The sequence below is a fragment of the Marinobacter sp. G5_S1_61_S3 genome, assembly GCF_054968585.1.
The window spans coordinates 56,586-75,504 of the sequence record NZ_JBQKUK010000009.1 but is presented as its reverse complement, the minus strand read 5'-3'; the positions used below and the strand labels follow the sequence as shown (position 1 = coordinate 75,504).

The 18,919-nt window shown below is 56.9% G+C and carries 19 protein-coding genes and 1 tRNA gene; 12 read left to right on the top strand and 8 right to left on the bottom strand.

What is annotated here, in order from left to right; translation table 11 throughout:
* The first annotated feature begins 31 nt into the window (after positions 1 to 31).
* The 6 genes from purC (at position 32) to ACTRWH_RS10355 (ending at position 5,515) form a co-directional block, all read left to right on the top strand.
* Positions 32 to 745 carry a phosphoribosylaminoimidazolesuccinocarboxamide synthase gene (gene purC / locus ACTRWH_RS10380; RefSeq protein ID WP_036205376.1) on the top strand — a complete coding sequence of 238 codons (714 nt, stop codon included), beginning with the start codon at positions 32 to 34 and terminating at the stop codon, positions 743 to 745.
* Between the two features lie 35 nt (positions 746 to 780).
* Positions 781 to 1,509, top strand: coding sequence for a TIGR04219 family outer membrane beta-barrel protein (locus tag ACTRWH_RS10375; protein ID WP_075196199.1), 729 nt, complete (start codon positions 781 to 783; stop codon positions 1,507 to 1,509).
* A 19-nt stretch (positions 1,510 to 1,528) separates the two neighbouring features.
* On the top strand, positions 1,529 to 2,536 hold the full coding sequence (locus ACTRWH_RS10370) for an NAD-dependent epimerase (protein ID WP_085680253.1): 1,008 nt from the start codon (positions 1,529 to 1,531) through the stop codon (positions 2,534 to 2,536).
* Between the two features lie 185 nt (positions 2,537 to 2,721).
* Entirely contained in the window at positions 2,722 to 3,720 is a 999-nt protein-coding gene (locus tag ACTRWH_RS10365; RefSeq protein ID WP_075196197.1) for a TRAP transporter substrate-binding protein, read from the top strand.
* Between the two features lie 20 nt (positions 3,721 to 3,740).
* Entirely contained in the window at positions 3,741 to 4,259 is a 519-nt protein-coding gene (locus tag ACTRWH_RS10360; protein ID WP_136632908.1) for a TRAP transporter small permease, read from the top strand.
* Positions 4,256 to 5,515 (top strand): TRAP transporter large permease, encoded by a 1,260-nt coding sequence (locus ACTRWH_RS10355; RefSeq protein WP_199480452.1) that lies wholly within the window; start codon positions 4,256 to 4,258, stop codon positions 5,513 to 5,515. The genes ACTRWH_RS10360 and ACTRWH_RS10355 overlap by 4 nt, the downstream gene beginning before the upstream one ends.
* Positions 5,516 to 5,697: 182 nt before the next feature.
* Here the strand turns inward: ACTRWH_RS10355 and ACTRWH_RS10350 are convergent.
* The 6 genes from ACTRWH_RS10350 to ACTRWH_RS10325 all read right to left on the bottom strand — a co-directional run bounded on the left by ACTRWH_RS10350 (position 5,698) and on the right by ACTRWH_RS10325 (position 10,571).
* Positions 5,698 to 5,774: transfer RNA gene (locus ACTRWH_RS10350), tRNA-Val, on the bottom strand.
* A 55-nt stretch (positions 5,775 to 5,829) separates the two neighbouring features.
* The gene (locus tag ACTRWH_RS10345; protein ID WP_091641293.1) at positions 5,830 to 6,786 is read right to left on the bottom strand and encodes a DMT family transporter; all 957 of its coding nucleotides are present in this window, start codon (positions 6,784 to 6,786) and stop codon (positions 5,830 to 5,832) included.
* Between the two features lie 126 nt (positions 6,787 to 6,912).
* The gene (locus ACTRWH_RS10340) at positions 6,913 to 7,998 is read right to left on the bottom strand and encodes a hypothetical protein (RefSeq protein WP_462826391.1); all 1,086 of its coding nucleotides are present in this window, start codon (positions 7,996 to 7,998) and stop codon (positions 6,913 to 6,915) included.
* Positions 7,999 to 8,027: 29 nt separating this feature from the next.
* Positions 8,028 to 9,104, bottom strand: coding sequence for a hypothetical protein (locus ACTRWH_RS10335; RefSeq protein WP_462826390.1), 1,077 nt, complete (start codon positions 9,102 to 9,104; stop codon positions 8,028 to 8,030).
* A gap of 148 nt (positions 9,105 to 9,252) precedes the next feature.
* Positions 9,253 to 9,855, bottom strand: a complete 603-nt coding sequence (locus tag ACTRWH_RS10330; RefSeq protein WP_136633647.1) for a YceI family protein — start codon at positions 9,853 to 9,855, stop codon at positions 9,253 to 9,255.
* Positions 9,852 to 10,571: a CDP-alcohol phosphatidyltransferase family protein gene (locus ACTRWH_RS10325; protein ID WP_434049308.1), complete on the bottom strand. Its 720-nt coding sequence runs from the start codon at positions 10,569 to 10,571 to the stop codon at positions 9,852 to 9,854. The genes ACTRWH_RS10330 and ACTRWH_RS10325 overlap by 4 nt, the downstream gene beginning before the upstream one ends.
* 157 nt (positions 10,572 to 10,728) lie before the next feature.
* Between ACTRWH_RS10325 and ACTRWH_RS10320 the strand changes: the two genes are divergently transcribed.
* Genes ACTRWH_RS10320 through ACTRWH_RS10305 form a run of 4 tightly spaced genes read left to right on the top strand, consistent with a single transcriptional unit; the run spans position 10,729 to position 15,022 of the window.
* Complete coding sequence (locus tag ACTRWH_RS10320) at positions 10,729 to 11,727, top strand: zinc-dependent alcohol dehydrogenase (protein ID WP_379865234.1); 999 nt, start codon at positions 10,729 to 10,731, stop codon at positions 11,725 to 11,727.
* Positions 11,728 to 11,759: 32 nt separating this feature from the next.
* On the top strand, positions 11,760 to 12,158 hold the full coding sequence (locus ACTRWH_RS10315; RefSeq protein WP_036205386.1) for a 6-pyruvoyl trahydropterin synthase family protein: 399 nt from the start codon (positions 11,760 to 11,762) through the stop codon (positions 12,156 to 12,158).
* Positions 12,145 to 14,091, top strand: coding sequence for a glycosyltransferase (locus tag ACTRWH_RS10310; protein ID WP_462826389.1), 1,947 nt, complete (start codon positions 12,145 to 12,147; stop codon positions 14,089 to 14,091). The genes ACTRWH_RS10315 and ACTRWH_RS10310 overlap by 14 nt, the downstream gene beginning before the upstream one ends.
* 1 nt (position 14,092) lies before the next feature.
* On the top strand, positions 14,093 to 15,022 hold the full coding sequence (locus tag ACTRWH_RS10305) for a lysylphosphatidylglycerol synthase domain-containing protein (RefSeq protein WP_462826405.1): 930 nt from the start codon (positions 14,093 to 14,095) through the stop codon (positions 15,020 to 15,022).
* On the opposite strand, the gene ACTRWH_RS10300 is transcribed toward ACTRWH_RS10305, so the two are convergent.
* Complete coding sequence (locus tag ACTRWH_RS10300; RefSeq protein ID WP_462826388.1) at positions 14,997 to 15,869, bottom strand: dihydrofolate reductase family protein; 873 nt, start codon at positions 15,867 to 15,869, stop codon at positions 14,997 to 14,999. The genes ACTRWH_RS10305 and ACTRWH_RS10300 overlap by 26 nt on opposite strands.
* A 134-nt stretch (positions 15,870 to 16,003) precedes the next feature.
* Between ACTRWH_RS10300 and ACTRWH_RS10295 the strand changes: the two genes are divergently transcribed.
* Positions 16,004 to 16,420 carry a helix-turn-helix domain-containing protein gene (locus tag ACTRWH_RS10295; protein ID WP_036205391.1) on the top strand — a complete coding sequence of 139 codons (417 nt, stop codon included), beginning with the start codon at positions 16,004 to 16,006 and terminating at the stop codon, positions 16,418 to 16,420.
* Positions 16,421 to 16,424: 4 nt separating this feature from the next.
* Here ACTRWH_RS10295 and galU read toward each other — a convergent pair whose 3' ends face one another.
* Positions 16,425 to 17,261, bottom strand: coding sequence for a UTP--glucose-1-phosphate uridylyltransferase GalU (gene galU / locus ACTRWH_RS10290; protein WP_228209727.1), 837 nt, complete (start codon positions 17,259 to 17,261; stop codon positions 16,425 to 16,427).
* A 380-nt stretch (positions 17,262 to 17,641) separates the two neighbouring features.
* Between galU and ACTRWH_RS10285 the strand changes: the two genes are divergently transcribed.
* Entirely contained in the window at positions 17,642 to 18,802 is a 1,161-nt protein-coding gene (locus ACTRWH_RS10285; RefSeq protein ID WP_156105470.1) for a ShlB/FhaC/HecB family hemolysin secretion/activation protein, read from the top strand.
* Positions 18,803 to 18,919: the final 117 nt, after the last annotated feature.

The window sequence follows — 18,919 nt, the reverse complement described above, 5'->3', positions numbered from 1 at the left end:
TGCACCGAGCGGGCACGTCCGGAGATCTGACATGGAAAAGCGTGAAGAGCTTTACGCGGGCAAGGCCAAATCCGTATACCGTACCGACGACCCCGACCGGTTTGTGATGGTCTTTCGCGACGATACGTCGGCTTTTGACGGCGAGAAGAAAGAGCAGCTCAACCGCAAGGGCATGGTGAACAACCGCTTTAATGCCTTCATCATGGAAAAACTGGAAGCGGCCGGCGTTCCCACGCACTTTGAGGGCCTGCTTTCCGGCACGGAATCGCTGGTCAAGAAGCTGGATATGATTCCGGTTGAATGCGTGGTTCGTAACATCTCCGCTGGCAGTCTGTGCCGCAGGTTGGGTGTCGAGGAAGGGCTGACGCTGAATCCGCCCACCTTTGAACTGTTCCTGAAGAACGACGCCATGCATGATCCCATGGTCAATGAGTCACTGGCGGTCAGTTTTGGCTGGGCGAAAGCAGACGAGCTTGCCAGAATGAAAGAACTGACCTATCAGGTAAATGACGTACTGAAGGCGCTGTTTGAGGAAGCCGGCATGCTGCTGGTGGATTACAAGCTGGAATTTGGTCGTTCGGGTGGCCAGATTGTCCTGGGTGACGAATTCAGCCCTGACGGCTGCCGTATCTGGGACAGGGAAACCCGAAAGAAGATGGATAAGGACCGTTTTCGTCAGGGACTGGGCGATGTGATTGAGACCTACGAAGAGGTTGGTCGTCGTCTCGGCATCCGTTTCGACTGATCAGTCAGGTACAACAACCAGAAAACAGGTGCACTATGCGTAAACTGATTCTTGCCATCGGCGGCTCTTTGGTCATCGCCGCCCCAGTCGCAACCGCTGATGTGGTTGGTGTGGGCGCCAATGTCAGCTACTGGGATTCTGACCTCTCGGGCAAAGCCGGCAAAAACAACGACGTGGTCGACGTCGAAAACGACCTTGACCTGGAAAGCGACACCAATGCCAACCTGAGTGCCTACCTCGAGCACCCGGTGCCGGTATTGCCTAACGTGCGCCTGAATTACACCCGCATTGAACAAAGCGGTAGTGGCGAAGTGTCCACGCAATTTGATCTGGTGTCCGGCGACGTCGATTCGGATCTGGACCTGAGTCAGTTTGACGTCACCCTGTATTACGAAGTGCTCGACAACTGGGCCAATCTGGATCTGGGCGTGACCGCCCGCAATCTGGATGGCGAACTGATTGTTCGTGAGCAGGCCACCAATGGCCAGGTCAGTAAGACTGAGGTCGACGGCGTGATTCCGATGGGTTATCTGGCTGCCCGCTTTGATCTTCCCTTTACCGGTGTTTCCGTCGGTGGCGAGGCCAATCTCATCAGCTTCGACGGCGATTCCATCTATGACTACAACGCTTACGGCCAATACGAACTGTCGTTGTTACAGCTGCGCGCCGGATACCGTCAGATCAGCATTGATTACGAAGACAGCGATGACCGTCTGGACATCGAACTCGGTGGCCCGTTTGTAAGTGCCGGGCTGACGTTCTGAAGGAACAGGAGAGAACACGTTGAAAATTCTGGTTACGGGCACGGCGGGCTTCATTGGCTCCCATCTGGCGCATCGGCTGCTTGACCGAGGTGATGAAGTAATCGGCGTAGATAACGTCAACGATTACTACGACCCCACTTTGAAGGAAGCGCGGCTTGAGCGCCTGACCTGTAAACCAGGATTCACCGAGGTTCGTAAGGACGTGGCCGACAGGCCCGCCATGGAGGCCCTGTTCCGAGAGCACAAGCCAGAGCGTGTGGTTCACCTGGCGGCCCAGGCGGGCGTGCGGTACTCCCTGGAGAATCCTCATGCCTACATCGATGCCAATTTGGTGGGTTTCACCAACATCCTGGAAGGTTGTCGTCACAATGATGTGAAGCACCTGGTATACGCCTCCAGCAGCTCCGTCTACGGCGCGAATGAAACCATGCCGTTCTCCATCCACGACAACGTGGACCACCCCCTGAGTCTGTATGCGGCCTCCAAGAAAGCCAACGAGCTGATGGCCCACACCTACAGCCACCTTTACAACATGCCCACCACCGGCCTGCGCTTCTTCACCGTCTATGGCCCATGGGGCCGACCGGATATGGCGCTGTTCATCTTCACCAAGAAGATCCTGGCCGGTGAACCCATTGATGTGTTCAATCATGGGCACCACAGGCGCGACTTCACCTACATTGACGATATTGTGGAAGGCGTTATCCGGACCCTGGACAGTGTCGCCACCCCCAACCCGCAGTGGAGTGGTGAAACGCCAGACCCCGGCACCAGCAAGGCGCCATATCGACTGTATAACATCGGTAGCAACAATCCGGTGGAGTTGTCCCGGTTTATTGAGATCATCGAAGAGCGCGTTGGTAAAAAGGCTGAGAAGAACCTGCTGCCCCTACAACCCGGTGACGTGCCGGCTACCTACGCCAATGTGGATGACCTGATTGAAGATGTGGGCTACAAGCCATCCACCACGGTGGAAGAGGGCATTGCCAACTTCGTGGACTGGTATCGGGATTTCTACAAGGTCTAGGTTTTTCAGGCGCACACAAAACCGCTGAAGGGCACCTTCGGCGGTTTTTTTATGCCCCCATTACTGGGGGGCAGTATTTAGCGTAACGCAATCAAGCGTTTACCGTGTCGAGAGCTTGCTATGTAGTTTATTGCTGTTATTCTGAGATTGGATTCACAATTATTCAAAATAAAAAAGGAAAGATGATGAATAAACTCGCCTGCGTTACTGCAGTACTTGGCCTCACACTTGGCCTGACTTCCTCGGTCTTTGCCGATGACTTTTCGGATATGGATCCCGTCACTTTGCGCCTGGCTCACGTCGTTAACGAGCAGGATGGCTTCCACATCGCCGCTGTAAAATTCCAGGAGCTGGTCAGTAAGCGCACAGAAGGTGCGGTGACCATCGAACTTTATCCCAATGCTTCTCTCGGCGACGAGCGCACCCTACTTGAGGGTATGCAAATTGGTACCGTGGATATGGGCGTCATAACCAATGGTCCGGTCGCCAATTTCGTAGAAGAAATGGCAGTATTTGAACTGCCCTTCCTGTTTTCTTCCCCGGAAGAAGCCTATGCCGTGCTTGATGGTCCCATTGGCCAGGAGTTGCTGGACAAGTTAAGCGAAGTCAACCTCAAAGGCCTCGCATATGCGGAGCGCGGCTTCCGTAACCTCACCAACAGCGAGCGGCCGGTCAGTCATCCGGATGACATTGACGGTTTGCGCGTGCGTGTCATGGAGAATCCTGTTTACGTTGATACGTTCCGTGAGCTGGGGGCAAATGCCGTTCCCATGGCCTGGACCGAAGCGCTGACAGCAATGCAACAAGGCACTATTGATGGCCAGGAAAATCCTGTCAACGTCGTACACTCCTTTAAGCTCAATGAGACTCAGAACTATATGACGATGTCTCGGCACACCTACGCGCCGGCGATATTTGTCATGGGGATGCCAGTATGGAACCGCTTGCCGGAGGCAGCTCAAGGCGTAATCAAACAGGCGGCCCAGGAAGCTGCGGAACATGAGCGCAGCGTTAATGCTGAAATGGAGTCCAAGCAGTTGGCGGAGCTTCGAGCATCGGGGATGGAAATCGTAGAGGATCCTGAGATTGATGCCTTCCAGGCTGCCGTCGCCCCCGTCTATGAAAAGTACGGTAATCAGTTTGGTGATTACCTGGAGCGGATTCGTGAATTCCAGCAGCAATAGTTAAAGGACCCGACGACGTTATGTTGGGAATTCTGAAGAGAGTTGAACGTGCAATCGATGCCATCATGCAGCCTATGGTGTTTGCGGCGATGGTGGCATTGATCGCCGTGATCACGCTGCAGATTATATCCAGGGTTTTCTTTACAGCGGCGGGCTGGACTGAGGAGTTAGCCAGGTTCCTGCTTATCTGGATCACTTTTATGGGGGCCACCCTCGCGTTTCAGCGTGGTCGCCATATCGCTGTTACCTTCGTCGTCAATGCGCTGCCAGGCAGGCTGCGGCAAGTGACGCGTATTCTGGCTGTGGCCATTGTTTTGGGATTCATGATTGCGTTAGTGCTTGTTGGCTATCGCTATATGCAGATGCAAAGCTTCCAGACCTCGGCCTCTCTTGGCTGGTCAATGACCTACGTTTACGCGATTATCCCGGTCTGTGGAGCGCTGATGAGTTGGTATGCATTTGTTGATCTGGTTGAACTGGTGTCCGAAGGACCTGGCGCCGCCGAGACTGCTTCTGATATAAGTGACCCGCCACTGTGACTGGTCTGCTGTTCCTACTTTTTTTTCTGTTCATGCTCATTGGCGTACCTATTGCCGTGTCAATCGGTGCCAGTACGATGGCAGCGCTATTTTTTCAGGGTGTGCCACTGATGGTGGTTACCCAGCAGATGTTTCAGGGGATTAACTCCTTCGCCCTGGTTGCGGTACCTATGTTCATACTGGCCGGCGACCTCATGGCCCAAGGCAAGGTCAGTGAGAAGCTGGTCAGTTTTGCGGACTCGCTGTTTGGGTTTCTGAAAGGTGGGCTTTCTATCGTAGCCGTACTGGCAGGCATGTTCTTTGCGGCTATATCCGGCTCAGGGGCAGCCACAACGGCAGCTGTTGGCTCCAGCCTGGTGCCGGAGCTTCGTAAAAAAGGGTATGACCCGGCGGCGGCAGCCAGTTTGATTGCTGCCAGCGGCACTATTGGTGTGGTGATCCCGCCATCAGTGCCGATGATTATCTATGCTGTCATTGCTCAGCAATCGGTTTCCAAGCTGTTTTTAAATGGTTTTATTCCCGGCCTTATCATGGGTTTGGGGCTCATCGCTATTGCCATTACCCAGGGTTACCGTCGGAATTATCCGCGTGGGACAGCATTATCCCTCGCTACTATTTGGGGCACGCTTAAGAGCGCAAGCTGGGGGTTGATGACACCCGTCATTATTCTGGGTGGAATATTCTCTGGCATCTTTACACCCAGCGAAGCGGCAGTAGTGGCGGTCAATTACGCACTGTTAGTTTCATTGTTTATCTATCGCGACCTCAAGCTTCCGGATATCTATCGGATATTGATCCGCTCTGCGATTACAACCGCCGTTATCATGTTCGTCATTGCCACATCGGCCGTTCTGAGCTGGACACTATCAAGTTGGCAGGTACCCGGCGCGATTGCTGAATCGGTCCTGTCACTGTCCACTAACCCTTACATCATTATGCTACTCGTCGTCGGTATTATCCTGATAACGGGAGTGTTCATCGAAACAGCGAGTGCCCTGATAATCTTGACCCCGGTTCTGTTGCCGTTAGTCATCCAGCTAGGAATCGACCCAATCCACTTCGGTCTCATAATTGTGGTGGGACTGGCCATTGGTATGATTACGCCTCCAGTCGCAATCAACCTTTATGTGGCGTCCTCTGTCACCGGTTTGCCGCTCGAGCGCATCACCCGCGCTATCATTCCCTACCTGCTTGGCTTAATTGCAGTGTTGCTTCTGGTGGTTTATATCCCGATTTTTACAGGCATATCAGGTTAGGCAGGAATCGCTGCGTCTCAGTTGTCGTGATGAAACGGTTTGACATCAGATGGGGGTGAACTAGTGAGCGATCTGGCCCGGGAGCGGTATTAAGAATCTTATTGGAAGAGCTTTGAAACAATATCGGGAAAGAAAGACGGTATAGAGAAGGGAACTGCAAGAAACGGATCGTTAAGCAGGAATGGTAGGACCAGGCAGATTTGAACTGCCGACCTCTGCCATGTCAAGGCAGCGCTCTAACCAACTGAGCTATGGTCCTATGTCCTGCAACGGGGTGGAAATATACTGATTCCGATGGGCGTGGTCAACCTCTTTCAGGCGGTTTTCTGCTTTCTGGCCCAGCCTTTTATGGCCTTGCTGAGCACTCCCCACCGATTGATCAGCAGTGCGAGGAATATCAGGCCGCAACCGGCGAGTTGTGTGGTGGACATGGATTCGCTGAACCAGCCTGCAGCGAACAGTGCGACCCATACCGGCTCCAACACAAGGATTACAACTCCGTGGCTGTGGGTAGCCAGGCTTTGGGCATAGGTCTGCAGCAGGAAGCGGCCTGCCGTGCCTACCACGGCACTGGCAATCACCCAGCCGGCGAGAATGCCGGAGAAGTTCTCGAGAGTCGGTGTCCAGGGTTCCAGCAGCACTGACTCGGTCAAGGTGACGGTGCCTACGGTGAGCAGCGCAATGGTCGTGAGGGGCAGGGCGGGGACGCGGTGTTTTTCCACGGACTCTCCCCGGTGGTTGATCACCGTGCGCTGGTTGGCCGCGCGGGTGTTAAGGGTGAAATACAGCGCAAAGATAAACGCAGCCACCACGAAGAAAACCTGACCGATTTCGGGCCGGAATCCATTTTTGAGCGACAGCAGCGCGAGCCCGCCCACCGCGACCGGAATTGCAAACCAGGTGCTCAAAGGCTGTGCCTCCTGGAAGATCACCCGGGCAATCACTGGCACGATGACCACGCCAAGGCTGGTCAGGAAGGCACCTTCACCTATGTGGGTGACGTGAAAAAGCCCCATCACCCAGAAGCTCATGGCCACTCCGAACACCAGCCCCACGCCAGCACTGCGCTTGAATTGGTCCAGGCTTAGTCGTTTCAGCGAAGGCCAGGCTATGACCGCCAGTACCGAACCGGCCAACAGGAACCGAAGGGCCATGAACATCAGCGGCGGCATCAGTAATACGGCTTCCTTGGAAAATATCCAGCTAATGGCTGCCATCAGGGTGACAACCACCAGTAACAGGTCGGATTTATGAGTGTTCGAGAGGGGCATTCAAGACCGCCATAGAGTGGATAGGCTTTAGAGCGACAGCGGCGGAGTTTATCACGGGCAGGTAAGAATGGCTCTTCCATGAGCCGGTTGGTGCTCCTTCAGACGGTTGGGTCCATCTTGGTATTTTTAGTTGTTGAGTGTGTTGTAGACCAGTGTCGACATATCGGTCTGGTCCGAACCGGGTACTTCAACATATCGGTCACCGGAACCCCACCACTGCCACCAGGCGCGCTTGTTGTAGGTGCGGCTGGCGAAATCGACACGCAGCCCATTGAGGGTTGTGTCATTCACTACGGGGACGGAAATATTGCCGGTTTCCGAGCCCAGAACGCCGCTGTGGGAAGCACCCTCGTTCATCAGGATCGGAAAGTGATTGTAGTACAGGTCCGACGGCCCGTTCTGGCTGGACACCTTGCCCGCCAGGCTCAGGTTCGAGCTACAGGAGTCGATACCGTTGCTGGTGGTGGCGCCACAGGCCGAGTGGGTTGGTACCACGCCATCATCGGTGCCGGCAATGAACGGCTTGGTGATGCCGCCGTAGGAGGAGCCGCCGGCCACAAACCGCAGGCGCGGAATATTATTGGGACTGACGGCGAGGTTGCGTGCCGTGTTGGTTTGCAGGTCATTGACCACGCCAAGGCTGCCTGGCTCAGGGGTGATGCCGGTGAAGGCACGTACCGCCTGTTTGAGCGGCCAGTTGTACCAGCTGTCGTTGTAGGCAACATTGAGGGCCAGATCGGCCAGTTCTGTACCGCCGCCGGCACCGGAGTAGTCGATCGCAGCGAGTATTTTCAGCGGCTGCAGTCCGTCGGCCTGAAGCCAGCGTGCCTGGTTTTCCAGAAGATATCGGGTAACCAGGTCACCGGTGGAATGGGAAACCACAATGCAGAAATCGTTGCATAGCCCCTGCTGGCTGATGTCACGTAGCTGGTGATAGGCCTGCTGGGCGATGTTGCCCTCCACACGGCCATCGCTGCCCCAATCTACACGGGCGTCGGAACGGGACAGCCAGAAGGTACGCCAGTAGTCCTCGCCAGCACTTTTTACCTCATTAAGGTTGGCAGGTGGATTGGCCAGGTCTTCCTGCTGGAAGCCGTGAACCAGGATCACGTTGTGGCCCGCAAGCTGGGCGTGGGCGGTGCCGGCGAACAAGCCGCCGGCGATGGCCACCGCAAGGGCGGTCTTACAGGCACTTCTCTTTCTTGTTTTCATAAAGGCTCCGTCTTTGTTTTATTGTTGTATCAGAACTTGTCTGCCAGCCTTTGCAGCAGCGCAGCACGTTGCTCTGATTCGGGGTCACCTGCCGGGCTGTCGGTCAATCCGTCCATGTCCGGTGGCGAAAACGAGTAGCCATCATCAGGGCCATAGCCATAGTCGGTGCGGTCTCCGGGCGAGGCCGGCAGGCGCCGGATCTGCAGGTTGCGCAGTTCCAGGTTACCGCTAATCTCACGATGGGCGAGCACCGAGCCATGGGCTTTGAGCTCCAGGGTGTCGGTGGTTCCGTCGAGTCGCTTCTCCGCCTGCAGCTGCGCGAGTGCGCGGCCGTTGTGGTAGAGCTGGGCAGAGAGGGCATAGAAGCCGGGGTCTTTGGCGTCGAAATGAACCGGTATTATCAGGTCGTTGTTGGTCACCTTTGGGTCGCCCAGGCCGTCAAACTCTCCCAGGACGGGCTCAATGGTCAGGGTTGAAACGTGGCGTACGGGTTTGCCATCAATGGTTGCCTCAACGATCAACCGATATTCGCCAGGCTCTGCGTCGGCCTCAATGATGCCTTCATAGTAGGGGGCACCGGCCTCGTTCTGGAGTGTAGTACTGGCAATCGCCTGGCGAGACTCGGGGGACTCCAGGGTCGCGTCCAGGCTTGGCCCTACCACCTGGGAGCCAGTAATGCTCGCTGCCACAAGAATGTCTTCTTCCTGTACGAAGCGGTATTTCTCAAGTGTGACGGTAAATTGTCCGCCCCCGTCCAGCGGCAGCTCCACAGGGTCGAAACGGTTGCCGGCGTAGGCCTTGGCCTGGTCGTCAGAGATTGGAATGGAGTACGTCGGGTAGCGGATGTTCTGGCTGTATTGGGCTGCAGCACTGGCCAACATGAAGCCGATCGCATTCTCAGAGGGTTCCTGCTTTTCCGTGGTCGGCGATTCGGCCGGCCCGGGCTTGGAGCGGGTGGTGTCTGTTCCGGAAGGGGGCGGGCTCCTGCCTTCGCTCTCACCGGTTATCCAGGAGAACCGGACTGTATTGTCGGTCGACAGTAGATATCCCAGGCCGACGGCACCGGACACAACGAACGTTAGGGCCAAGAGCAACCGCAGTGGCATCTTTGGATCCTTGTTGGAGGCATTCTATGGCGCGAACGCCATTATTTTTGTTGTTGTATTAACATAACGGGCCAAACTGACTTCGCGCAAAAAAATGGCCCGAATGTGTAACAGAATGTGTCCAGGGTGTGATGTTGTTCACACTACCTCATAACCAGCCGGACTCTTTCACAGCTTCGAGGCCGAACCTGAGGCGAACGTCATCACCCACCAGATCCTGATCAATGCCGTAGGTCATGCCCCAATTGCTGCGCTTAATGGTGGCCTCGGCGGTGACGCCGAGGGTGTAGTCCTCGTGCCCGATGGGGTAGTCGGCAGATTTGTTAAGGGTTACATCAACATCCACCGGGCGGGTTTTGCCCAGAAGGGTCAGGTCACCGGTCACAGTGCCGGTGTTTTCGCCGGTGGTTTCGAAATTGGTGATCTCAAAGGTGATGTCCGGGAACTTTCCACTGTTGAGAAAATCCTCGTTGCGCAGGTGGCCATCCCGTTTATCGTGATTGGTGAAGACGCTTTTGCTTTTGAACGTCAGTGTGCCGGAGGTGAGCTGTTGAGTCTCCTCGTCGTAGCCGAACTTTCCTTCCACATCCCGGAACATGCCCATTACCGGGGCATAGCCGATGTGGTTCACCTCAAACGACATCGAGAAATGCTCATCGTCGATAACGTAGGTCTCCGGCTCGGCCATGGCAACGGGGGCGGACAATGCCAGTGAGGCGGTTAGTGCAGCAGTGGATAGGAACGCTTTCATGTCTTTCTCCCTGTTTGATAAAGCCAGCGCAGGTCTGTAAAAAACGAATAACAGAGCAATAACAGCGCGATAGCGAGTGTGGCAGTCGCGAAGCCGGTCGGCGTAATCGGCAATATGGCAACCATAAGGGTGACTATTTGCCATACGCAGACAGTTTTGCGTCGAAAGCTGTCGGGTAGTGGTCTGTCCATGAAGCGAAACCAGTGGCCAGCGATCACAAAGGCGTAACGCATCAGCCCCAACGCGAGAACCCATGGGCCGGCTTTGCCCTGGGCCAGGACCGCAACACACAGCCCGAGGATGAATAGCGCATCCAGTTCCATGTCGAATCGGGCACCGAACGCCGTTGTTGAACGGGTGGCCCTTGCTACTGCGCCATCCACGCCGTCAAGAATCAACGCCAGTAAACACAATGACCCGTACAACCACAGCCAGTTCCCTAACCCGGAAGTGAACGGCGCCAGGCTGATGAGGAGTATGACGAGGGAGGCGCGTACCAGGGTTGCCCGATTGGCCCAACCGAAGTCCTGTTCCGCGGGCCAGAAGCGAATAACAGGCACCGCAATTGCCAGGCAAAGCAACACGGCGAGCGCGTAAAAGCTGGCAGGGGGGTGGAATCCGATGCCAGCGGCGGTCACCATGAGCACCGTCAGTCCGCCGGACCAGGCAAGATCGGCAGCCAGGGGCAGGCGGAACGTGTGAGTGTGGGAATCCATCATCAAACCCCAGCGTATGATTGAGCGTGCATCCGGTCGTAACAGGGCCTTACTGAAAATATGGATGCGCCTGTATGCACTATAGCTGGCAAGGCCGCGTGTACTATAGCCTGCGTATACTATAGTGAGTTACGTGCGCTGTAAGGAAACAGACGATATGACAAACGCATTTTGGGTGACCGGGCCCGGGGAAGGGGCCATTCTCCCAGCAACCTACGATCATTGTTCGGCGACCGACGCTGACAGTCCAGCGGTGTCTGTGCGAGCGCTATACTCGGGCGTCAGTCGTGGAACCGAGTCATTGGTTTTCAACAACCGTGTGCCACCGTCGGAATACGATTCGATGCGTGCCCCGTTCCAGGAAGGCGATTTTCCCTTCCCGGTCAAATATGGTTATGCCAGCGTAGGCCGTGTTGTTTCGGGCCCCGAGGCCCTGACTGGCCAGTCGGTTTTCTGCCTGTTTCCTCATCAGGAGCACTACCAGGTTCCTGCATCCGCCGTGGTACCTCTTCCATCCGGTCTTCCGGAATCCAGGGCAGTGCTGGCCGCCAACATGGAAACCGCGGTTAACGGCCTGTGGGATGCTTCACCACGAGTGGGAGAGCGGGTCGCAGTGGTTGGCCTTGGCGTCGTTGGTCTGCTGGTTGCGTGGCTTGCCAGCCGCATACCAGGTACCCGGGTTACCGCCGTGGACACCAATCCACAGCGTAAAACGGTTGCGCACACCCTGGGGCTGGATTTCCAGACCCAATGCCGACAGGACGATCATGACTTGGTCATCCACGCCAGCGGCCACCCAACGGGTCTTGAAACCGCTCTTGCGCTGGCGGGACAGGAAGCGCGAATTATTGAGATGAGCTGGTACGGCGAGCAGCCAGTGCCGGTATCCCTGGGCCGGGCATTCCATTCCCGTCGGCTGACGATACGGTCTAGCCAGGTTGGTAACCTGCATCCTGAGCAGCGGCCACGCTGGCGCCATCGGGATCGAATGGTGCTGGCCCTGGAGCTGCTGCGGGATGATGTCCTGGACTGCCTGATCAGCGGCGAAACCACCTTCGAATCGCTGCCGGAGGTTATGCCGGCACTTGCTGGAAACAGAGCTGGCGGAACGGCCTCCGACACTCTCTGTCACCGTATCGTATACCCCGACAATTGACTCCCATCATCCGTATCGAGGACCCAAAACCCATGTTCAGCCTTACCGTCAGAGACCACATGATGATCGCCCACAGCTTTAAGGGTGACATTTTCGGCCCCGCCCAGGGCTTGCATGGCGCCACCTACGTGGTTGATGTCTCCTTCGAGCGGGAAGCCCTCGACAACGACGATCTGATCGTCGATATCGGGCTGGCGTCCGAGGTGTTGTCGTCGGTGATTGCCGAGTTCAACATGAAGAACCTGGACGATATCGAGGAATTTGCCAATCGCAATACCACCACCGAATTCATGGCGATGACGGTGTTCGACCGACTGGCCGCGGCGATCCGCCAGGGCCGGCTGGGTGAAACCGGCAAAGGCCTGTGTTCGATGAAGGTCACCCTTGGCGAATCCCATATTGCCTGGGCCAGCTACCATGGCGAACTCTGAGCCATTAACGTCGGTGTTGTTCGTTGTCCCGGGGGATCCTGAACAGAAAACCGGAGGCTACCGGTACGTTCAGCGTGTTGTCGCAGGGCTCAGGGATAACGGCGTGGATGCCTTTGTTTCCGGGCTCTGTGGCAGCTTCCCGGTGCCAGACCGGATGGCGGAAGCATCCATGAACAGGTTGCTTGCCGACCTTGCGGATGATTCGGTGGTGGTACTTGATGGCCTGGCCATGGGCGGGCTTCCGGACGTGATCGCCAACCATGCATCCCGTTTGCGGGTTGTGTCGCTGGTCCACCACGCCCTGGCGGATGAAACGGGGCTGACGCAAGAGTTGCAGGATTGGCTTTTCCGGGTAGAGCGTCGGGCGCTGTCAAAGGTGGCCGGGGTAATCACGACCAGTGCCCACACCGCGCACCGACTGAAAGACTACAGCGTACCGGCCACGGCCATCCGCGTGGTTGAGCCGGGCGCCGACACCATTGCCGGTATTGGCGCTGAAACCCAGCCAACAAGAGCCCAGGGCCCCACGATTCATCTGCTCTGTGTTGCCCACCTGTCGCCGCGCAAGGCACAGCACCATCTGGTTGAAGCGTTAAGTGATCTCCGGGACTGTTCATGGCACTGCACCCTGGCAGGCTCGCTGGATCGCGACGAGCGCTATGCCCACGAGCTTCGCGGTATCATTGCGAACCTGGGGCTTGAACATCGGATCAGTCTTTTGGGGGAGCTGGACGACCTTGAGCTTGCCGGCGCCTATCGTAACGCTGATGTTTTTGTGCTGCCGTCCGTTTACGAAGGGTATGGAATGGTGATTGATGAGGCGATTGCCGCGGGGTTGCCGGTGATCACCACGGATGGGGGTGCCCTTTCCACCACAGGCCTGCGGCCTGGCGTCCGGCAGTATCAAACCGGCGATGTCGCAGGGTTGCGGGCGTGCCTGGAAGACTGGCTTACTAACCCCGGCGCGCTTGGCGAGGCGGCTACCCAGGCACAGCAGGCGGCGCGCTCCCTGCGAAGCTGGCAGAGTACCGCCATTGACTTCCAACGGGCACTGGAAGACCTGCTGCCGCCACCGGACCCTACCACCTTCGACAGCGACTGGCTGGCACTGCGTGAGCCGGCAGACCACCTTGCTCGTAACAAGAGGCTGCTCTCGGAGGTGCTGGTTTGGGCGGAACAGGACTATTGTCACCCGGGCGTTCTGAGCGGTCATCACGCACCACCACTGCTGGTGGTGGATCTGGGTACCGGCACTGGCTCCAACGCCCGTTACCTTGTGCCGGCCATGACGGTACCCCAGCGCTGGGTGCTACTGGACCAGGACGAACACCTGCTTGCCCTTGCCGGAGAGAGACTGCAACACCTTGATGTCCCGCTGGAAACCCATGCCTGTCACTTGAACGCCAAGCGGCTTGCCGGGCAGATTCCGGATGGCACCCGGCTGATCACAGCTTCGGCCCTGATAGACCTGATGTCGGAAGACTGGCTAGAGGCATTGGCGGTAGCCGCCACCAGACACAATGCCGGCGTGTTTATCGTTCTGAGTTACGCGGGGAATGTCGAGCTGTCGCCGGCAGACCAGGACGACGACTGGATACGCGAGACCGTCAACGAGCACCAGCACAACGATAAGGGGACTGGTGCCGCGCTGGGGCCATCGGCGACGAATTACCTCAAGCAACAGCTCGAATTGCGGGACTATCAGGTGTCTGTTGCTCCAAGCCCGTGGCGCCTGACGCCTGCTCAAAGTGCACTTCAGCGCGCCTTGCTTGAGGGCTGGCGTGACGCGGTGATGCAACAGTCGCCGAGCGAACGTCAGCGGGCCGAGCGCTGGTTTGGCCTGCGTCTGAAGCAGGCTGATGAGCAGAGCCTGTCAATCCGCGTGGAACATGAAGACTTGTTTGCCCGGCCAGCCAGAGACGGCGTTGCCTGACGTGCGACGCCTGCTCCGAACCCGTTACCTGCGCTGGGGTTTCACCCTGCTGTTGCTATTGGCGACTGGCTACTTCCTGGATCTGGGCGTGCTCTGGCGGGAACTGGCGCAGTTCTCATTACTGTCGTTATTGGCAGCCATGGTGGTATCCGTTGCGCAGGTGGTGCTTTCAGCCTGGCGCTGGCGTTACACCGCCCGGCGACTTGGGTTGGTCTTGCCCATGGCTGTTGCGGTGCGGGAGTACTACCTTGCCACTTTTCTCAATCAGGTGCTTCCTGGCGGGGTGATGGGCGATGTTAATCGGGCCTGGCGTCACAGTCTCGACTCCGGTGAGCGCCTTGCGTCCGCTCACGCCGTCATGATTGAGAGAATGTCCGGGCAACTGGTGATGATAGCTGTGGCGCTGAGCCTGGGTGTTTGGCTTGTCTGGTACCGATACGGAATGCTCGAAGCCCTCTCGGAATATGGCGAACGGGCGCTGCTGTTGCTGGCAGGCCTGACGGCCACAGTGGTATTGGTTACAAGTATTTGGCAGCGCGCGAAAGACTATGTCCATACGCTGCGGCGGGACTTGCGCAAAGCCTTGTTGGAGTGGCCGGCCGTGGGTGTCCAGTTGGTGTCTTCCGCCGGTGTGGTGGCCAGTTACCTGGCCGTGTTCTCATTGCTGGCTCTGGGCGCGGGTTATTGGAGTGACCCGCACATGGCTTTGGTTCTGACGTCTCTTTGCAGCCTTCTGCTGCTGGTCATGGCCATTCCGGTCACTGTTGCAGGCTGGGGGGTGCGCGAGGGTGCTGCGGCATTGCTCTGGCCCATGGCTGGGATTCCGGCAGAGCAGGGTGTTGCACTCAGTGTCGGCTATGGGTTGGCGGTTCTGTTGTCGAGCCTTCCGGGCGTGCTGTTCGTGTTCACTCGTCGACAGTCGAACGAGTGAAATCCAGGTCAAACAGCATGTCACTGCCCAGGTCCACCATCTGGGCCTTCGGGCGCAGGGCGCTGTCGAGTTTCTTGATCTCCGGCAGTGAAAATGCCGGGCGCCCACTGCCGATGATCATGGGGGCGACCATGACATGCAGCCGGTCGAGCAGGTCCGCATTCAGGAATTCAGACACGGTAAGCCCTCCGCCCTCCACAAAAATCCTGCGAAGGCCAAAGTCCGCGAGAACCGCGAGTATATGGGCAGGGTCCGTGGTGTCATCCTGCCCGAGGCAGGGCACATCTGTTACGCCGTGGCGGGGTGTCAGCTTGTCGCCGGCGTGGTAGTCCCCTGCGACGAGGCGGAGCGTAGGGGATGCTTCGTCGCTGAACAGGTGATGGCTGTCCGGAACCCGATGGTTGCGATCAATCACCACCCGGACCGGATTAATGCCGGACGTCTTGCGGACTGTCAGCCTGGGATTGTCGGTGGATGCGGTTCCGGCGCCGACAATGACCGCTTCCGACACAGCCCGCAAGCGGTGCAGGTGGGTAATGCCATCCTCGCCATTGATGAACTTGGAAGCGCCGGTCACCGTGGCGATACGTCCGTCCAGGCTCTGCCCCATCTGGCCGACAACCCGCGAGCGCGAGCCTTGAGCAACCGGGCAGCACAGAGGCAGGAAAACCGACAGCAGGTTGCGTGCGTCGAGCTCTGCTGGCAGTCGAAGTTCCCATTCGCCGTTCTGGCCTATATCCAGTGCTGGCTTGTCACTGCCCGGCAATGAGAGTGTCACATTGCTGCGGTTCACTGCGTCCAGTACCAGCTCCCATGCGGTGTTCTTATCCAGTGCTTTTGCCGCCATACCAAGTTATTTCCGTTGCTTATGGATTCATTATAGGTAGATTGTGTGTAAAGCTATATGTACGTTACATTTCCGGTTTGATTCACCGAAAGTGCCATCAGGCCACAAGACTAACCACGGCAGAGAACACTCCTATGCGGTACCTGCAAACCTTTAACCGCCGCCTGCGGCAGATTCGGGAAGCCGGGCAGTTGTCGTGCGGGGACGTGGCAGAAATGTGCGGAGTGGACGAGGCGCGGGTGGTGAGTTGGGAATCGACTGATGCGAGGCAGCGGGCATGGCCGGGTGTCACCGAGTTACTGGATTTTTGCCTGAAGACGGAAACCCCACTGGAAGACCTGCTGGATCTGGACGACGCCGGGGACACCGGCCAGTTGGAGTTGCCAGGCCTGGCGTTCAGCCAGGGCGATGACCTGTCAACGGCCCTGAAAGAACTGGAGCGTGAAATCAGCCGGATTCAACTTTCAGAGGAGGAAATGGAACTGCTGCGCCGGTTCCGGAAAACCTCCGGCGAAAACCGGCGCATGATCCTGCAAATCCTCGGCAAATAGGCGCCTACTTACCTTTCTTGTAGATGTTTTCGTAAACGTAGTTGGTTGCTTCCACAAACCCGTCAATACTGCCGCAATCAAACCGGCGGCCCTTGAATTTATACGCCAGCACACAGCCGTTCTTCGCCTGTTCCAGCAGCGCATCCGTTATCTGAACTTCACCGTTCTTGCCGGGCGCCGTGCGCTCGATGATGTCAAAAATATCGGGCGTGAGGATATAGCGACCGATAATCGCAAGGTTGCTGGGGGCGTTCTCCGGCGATGGTTTTTCGACCATGTCGGTGATGCGATAGAGGCCGTCTTTCATCGACTCGCCCGCTATGACGCCATATTTGTGGGTCTCGTCTTCCGGTACTTCCTCAATGGCAACGATGGAGCAGCGGAACTGGTTGTAAAGTTTAACCATCTGGGCGAGTACGCCTTCTTCGGCGCCGTCAGCCACGCAGAAGTCGTCCGCCAGTACAACCGCGAATGGGTTGTCGCCAACAAGGTTGCGACCGGTGAGAATGGCGTGACCGAGACCTTTCATTTCGTTCTGGCGGGTAAAGGCGAACGAGTTATTGTCGATCAGATCCCGGATGGAGGTAAGCAGGTCTTCCTTGCCCGAGCCGGCAATCTGGTGCTCAAGCTCATAGCTGATGTCGAAGTGATCCTCGATGGCCCTTTTACCACGACCGGTAACGAAACCGAACTCGTGAACCCCCGCTTCTGCAGCTTCCTCCACACCGTATTGAACAAGGGGCTTGTTCACAATGGGCAGGATTTCCTTGGGCATGGCTTTGGTGGCTGGCAGGAAGCGGGTGCCGTAGCCGGCAACAGGGAAGAGACACTTCTTGATCATAACGTTCGTCCTTATTTCGTTTCGGTCACGGCCTGTTTGAAGTCAGTCGTCCGTGTAGGCTGACTCACGAATTGTGCCAAGTGTAACCAAGTTAGTGACCCAAATGGAGGCCTCGGTAGCGAAATGTAGAATTTGGTAATAAGTGGCACCAGTTCTCAATACCTCCGGCCTGTTGAAATCTATAGAAAAAACTTTCAGAGGTCTTTGTAATCATCTGTTTTCTTTGAAGATTAACTTTGTAAATTTTGGCAACCAGTGATGGATTTAAGGGCGTTAATGCAATACATTCCGCAGTGACGATTTTTTAAGAATAACCGGTATTCGCAGCGACAGGCGGTCGGCGCTCACTGGCAGGATCAGAAACATTGAGACATTCCCTGTTGTTCGCACTGATTTGGTGCGTTCTCAGCCAACCTTTGTACGCGGAATCATCGGGTTCCTGGTTGCGTAATGGCTGGAAACCCTACGCCGATAATTTTGAGGGCACCGTGAATGCGTTCCGCGATGAGCGTGAACACTGGCTAAGATCCCGATTGAAGTTTTCCGGCAAAACCTCCCTGAACAGCGACGGAATGGACGGGGACATCGGTGTGTCTGCTGACAGCCTGGTCGGTAGCAGCGATGCAATCGGGTTTCATTATCGCGATGCCCGGTCCCACAAGAACCGCTCGGACGTCAACGCCACCTCGTTTCGCTACCGCTTTCCGGCCGGCGCCAACCAAGTAACCGTGGAAACCGGAAGTTCTTACTACAGCCACGCCGTTACCAGTGGTGACAGGCGCTACAATGCCAGTGGCGAATCCAGTGTTGTGGGTGTCGGGGCCAGTCGGCCGCTGTTTTCACGGTTTGGTCTGGCGTTTGATGGTGTTGCCCACCATACCGGTCGAGACAGTCGCGCTATGGAGAAGGGGAGCCTGGTATCGGAGAGCCGCTACGAGTTGTCCTCAGTCGGTCTCAAGGCGCAGGGCGGTCATGAGCTTTGGGATGGTTTGCAGGCCAGCACCGGTCTTCTGGCGGTGAGCGGTCGCGAGTACAGTTCGACCGATTATCGGTTGCAGGACGATGTTGGTCGCGAAGACGCCTTCTATAAAGTGGCGATGTCCGCTTCGCTGGAACAGGAGCTCTATCGGTGGCGCTGGCGGATTCACGGACGCTACCAGTTCGCTGATGAAGATCTTCCGGTGTCGGAGTATCTGACCGTCGCAGGCCCCTCCATGATCGCCGGTTTTAACGGGCAATCCGTATCGGTTGTTCGGGGTGGCTGGTTGCGCCTGGATACCGCCAGCCCCTCCTGGCAGATGCCGTTTATGGACGGTGTGCTTTCCAGCGTGAATTTTGCGGTGTTGCACGGCTGGGTTCCATACTCTGAGACCCAGTCCGACCGCCACGGCCGGGCATCTGCTGGCCAGGTGTCATTGAAGTTCGAGGGCCGGGCTTTCACAGCGAATGTCAGCGTCGGCCGTATGATTCGTGCTTCCACGATGGCCATGACGATGCCCGAACGCCCGGACGTTCGGTTTTCCCTCACCATGGGTATCTGATTGCTTGCCAACGACGTTCTAGCTCCCTCCTGAAGCCTCTCGGGCCCCCTGCGGCCAACCTGCCTTACGAAGATGTCACTTGAGACGGCGCCGGTCGCAAGTGCTACATTAAAAAGT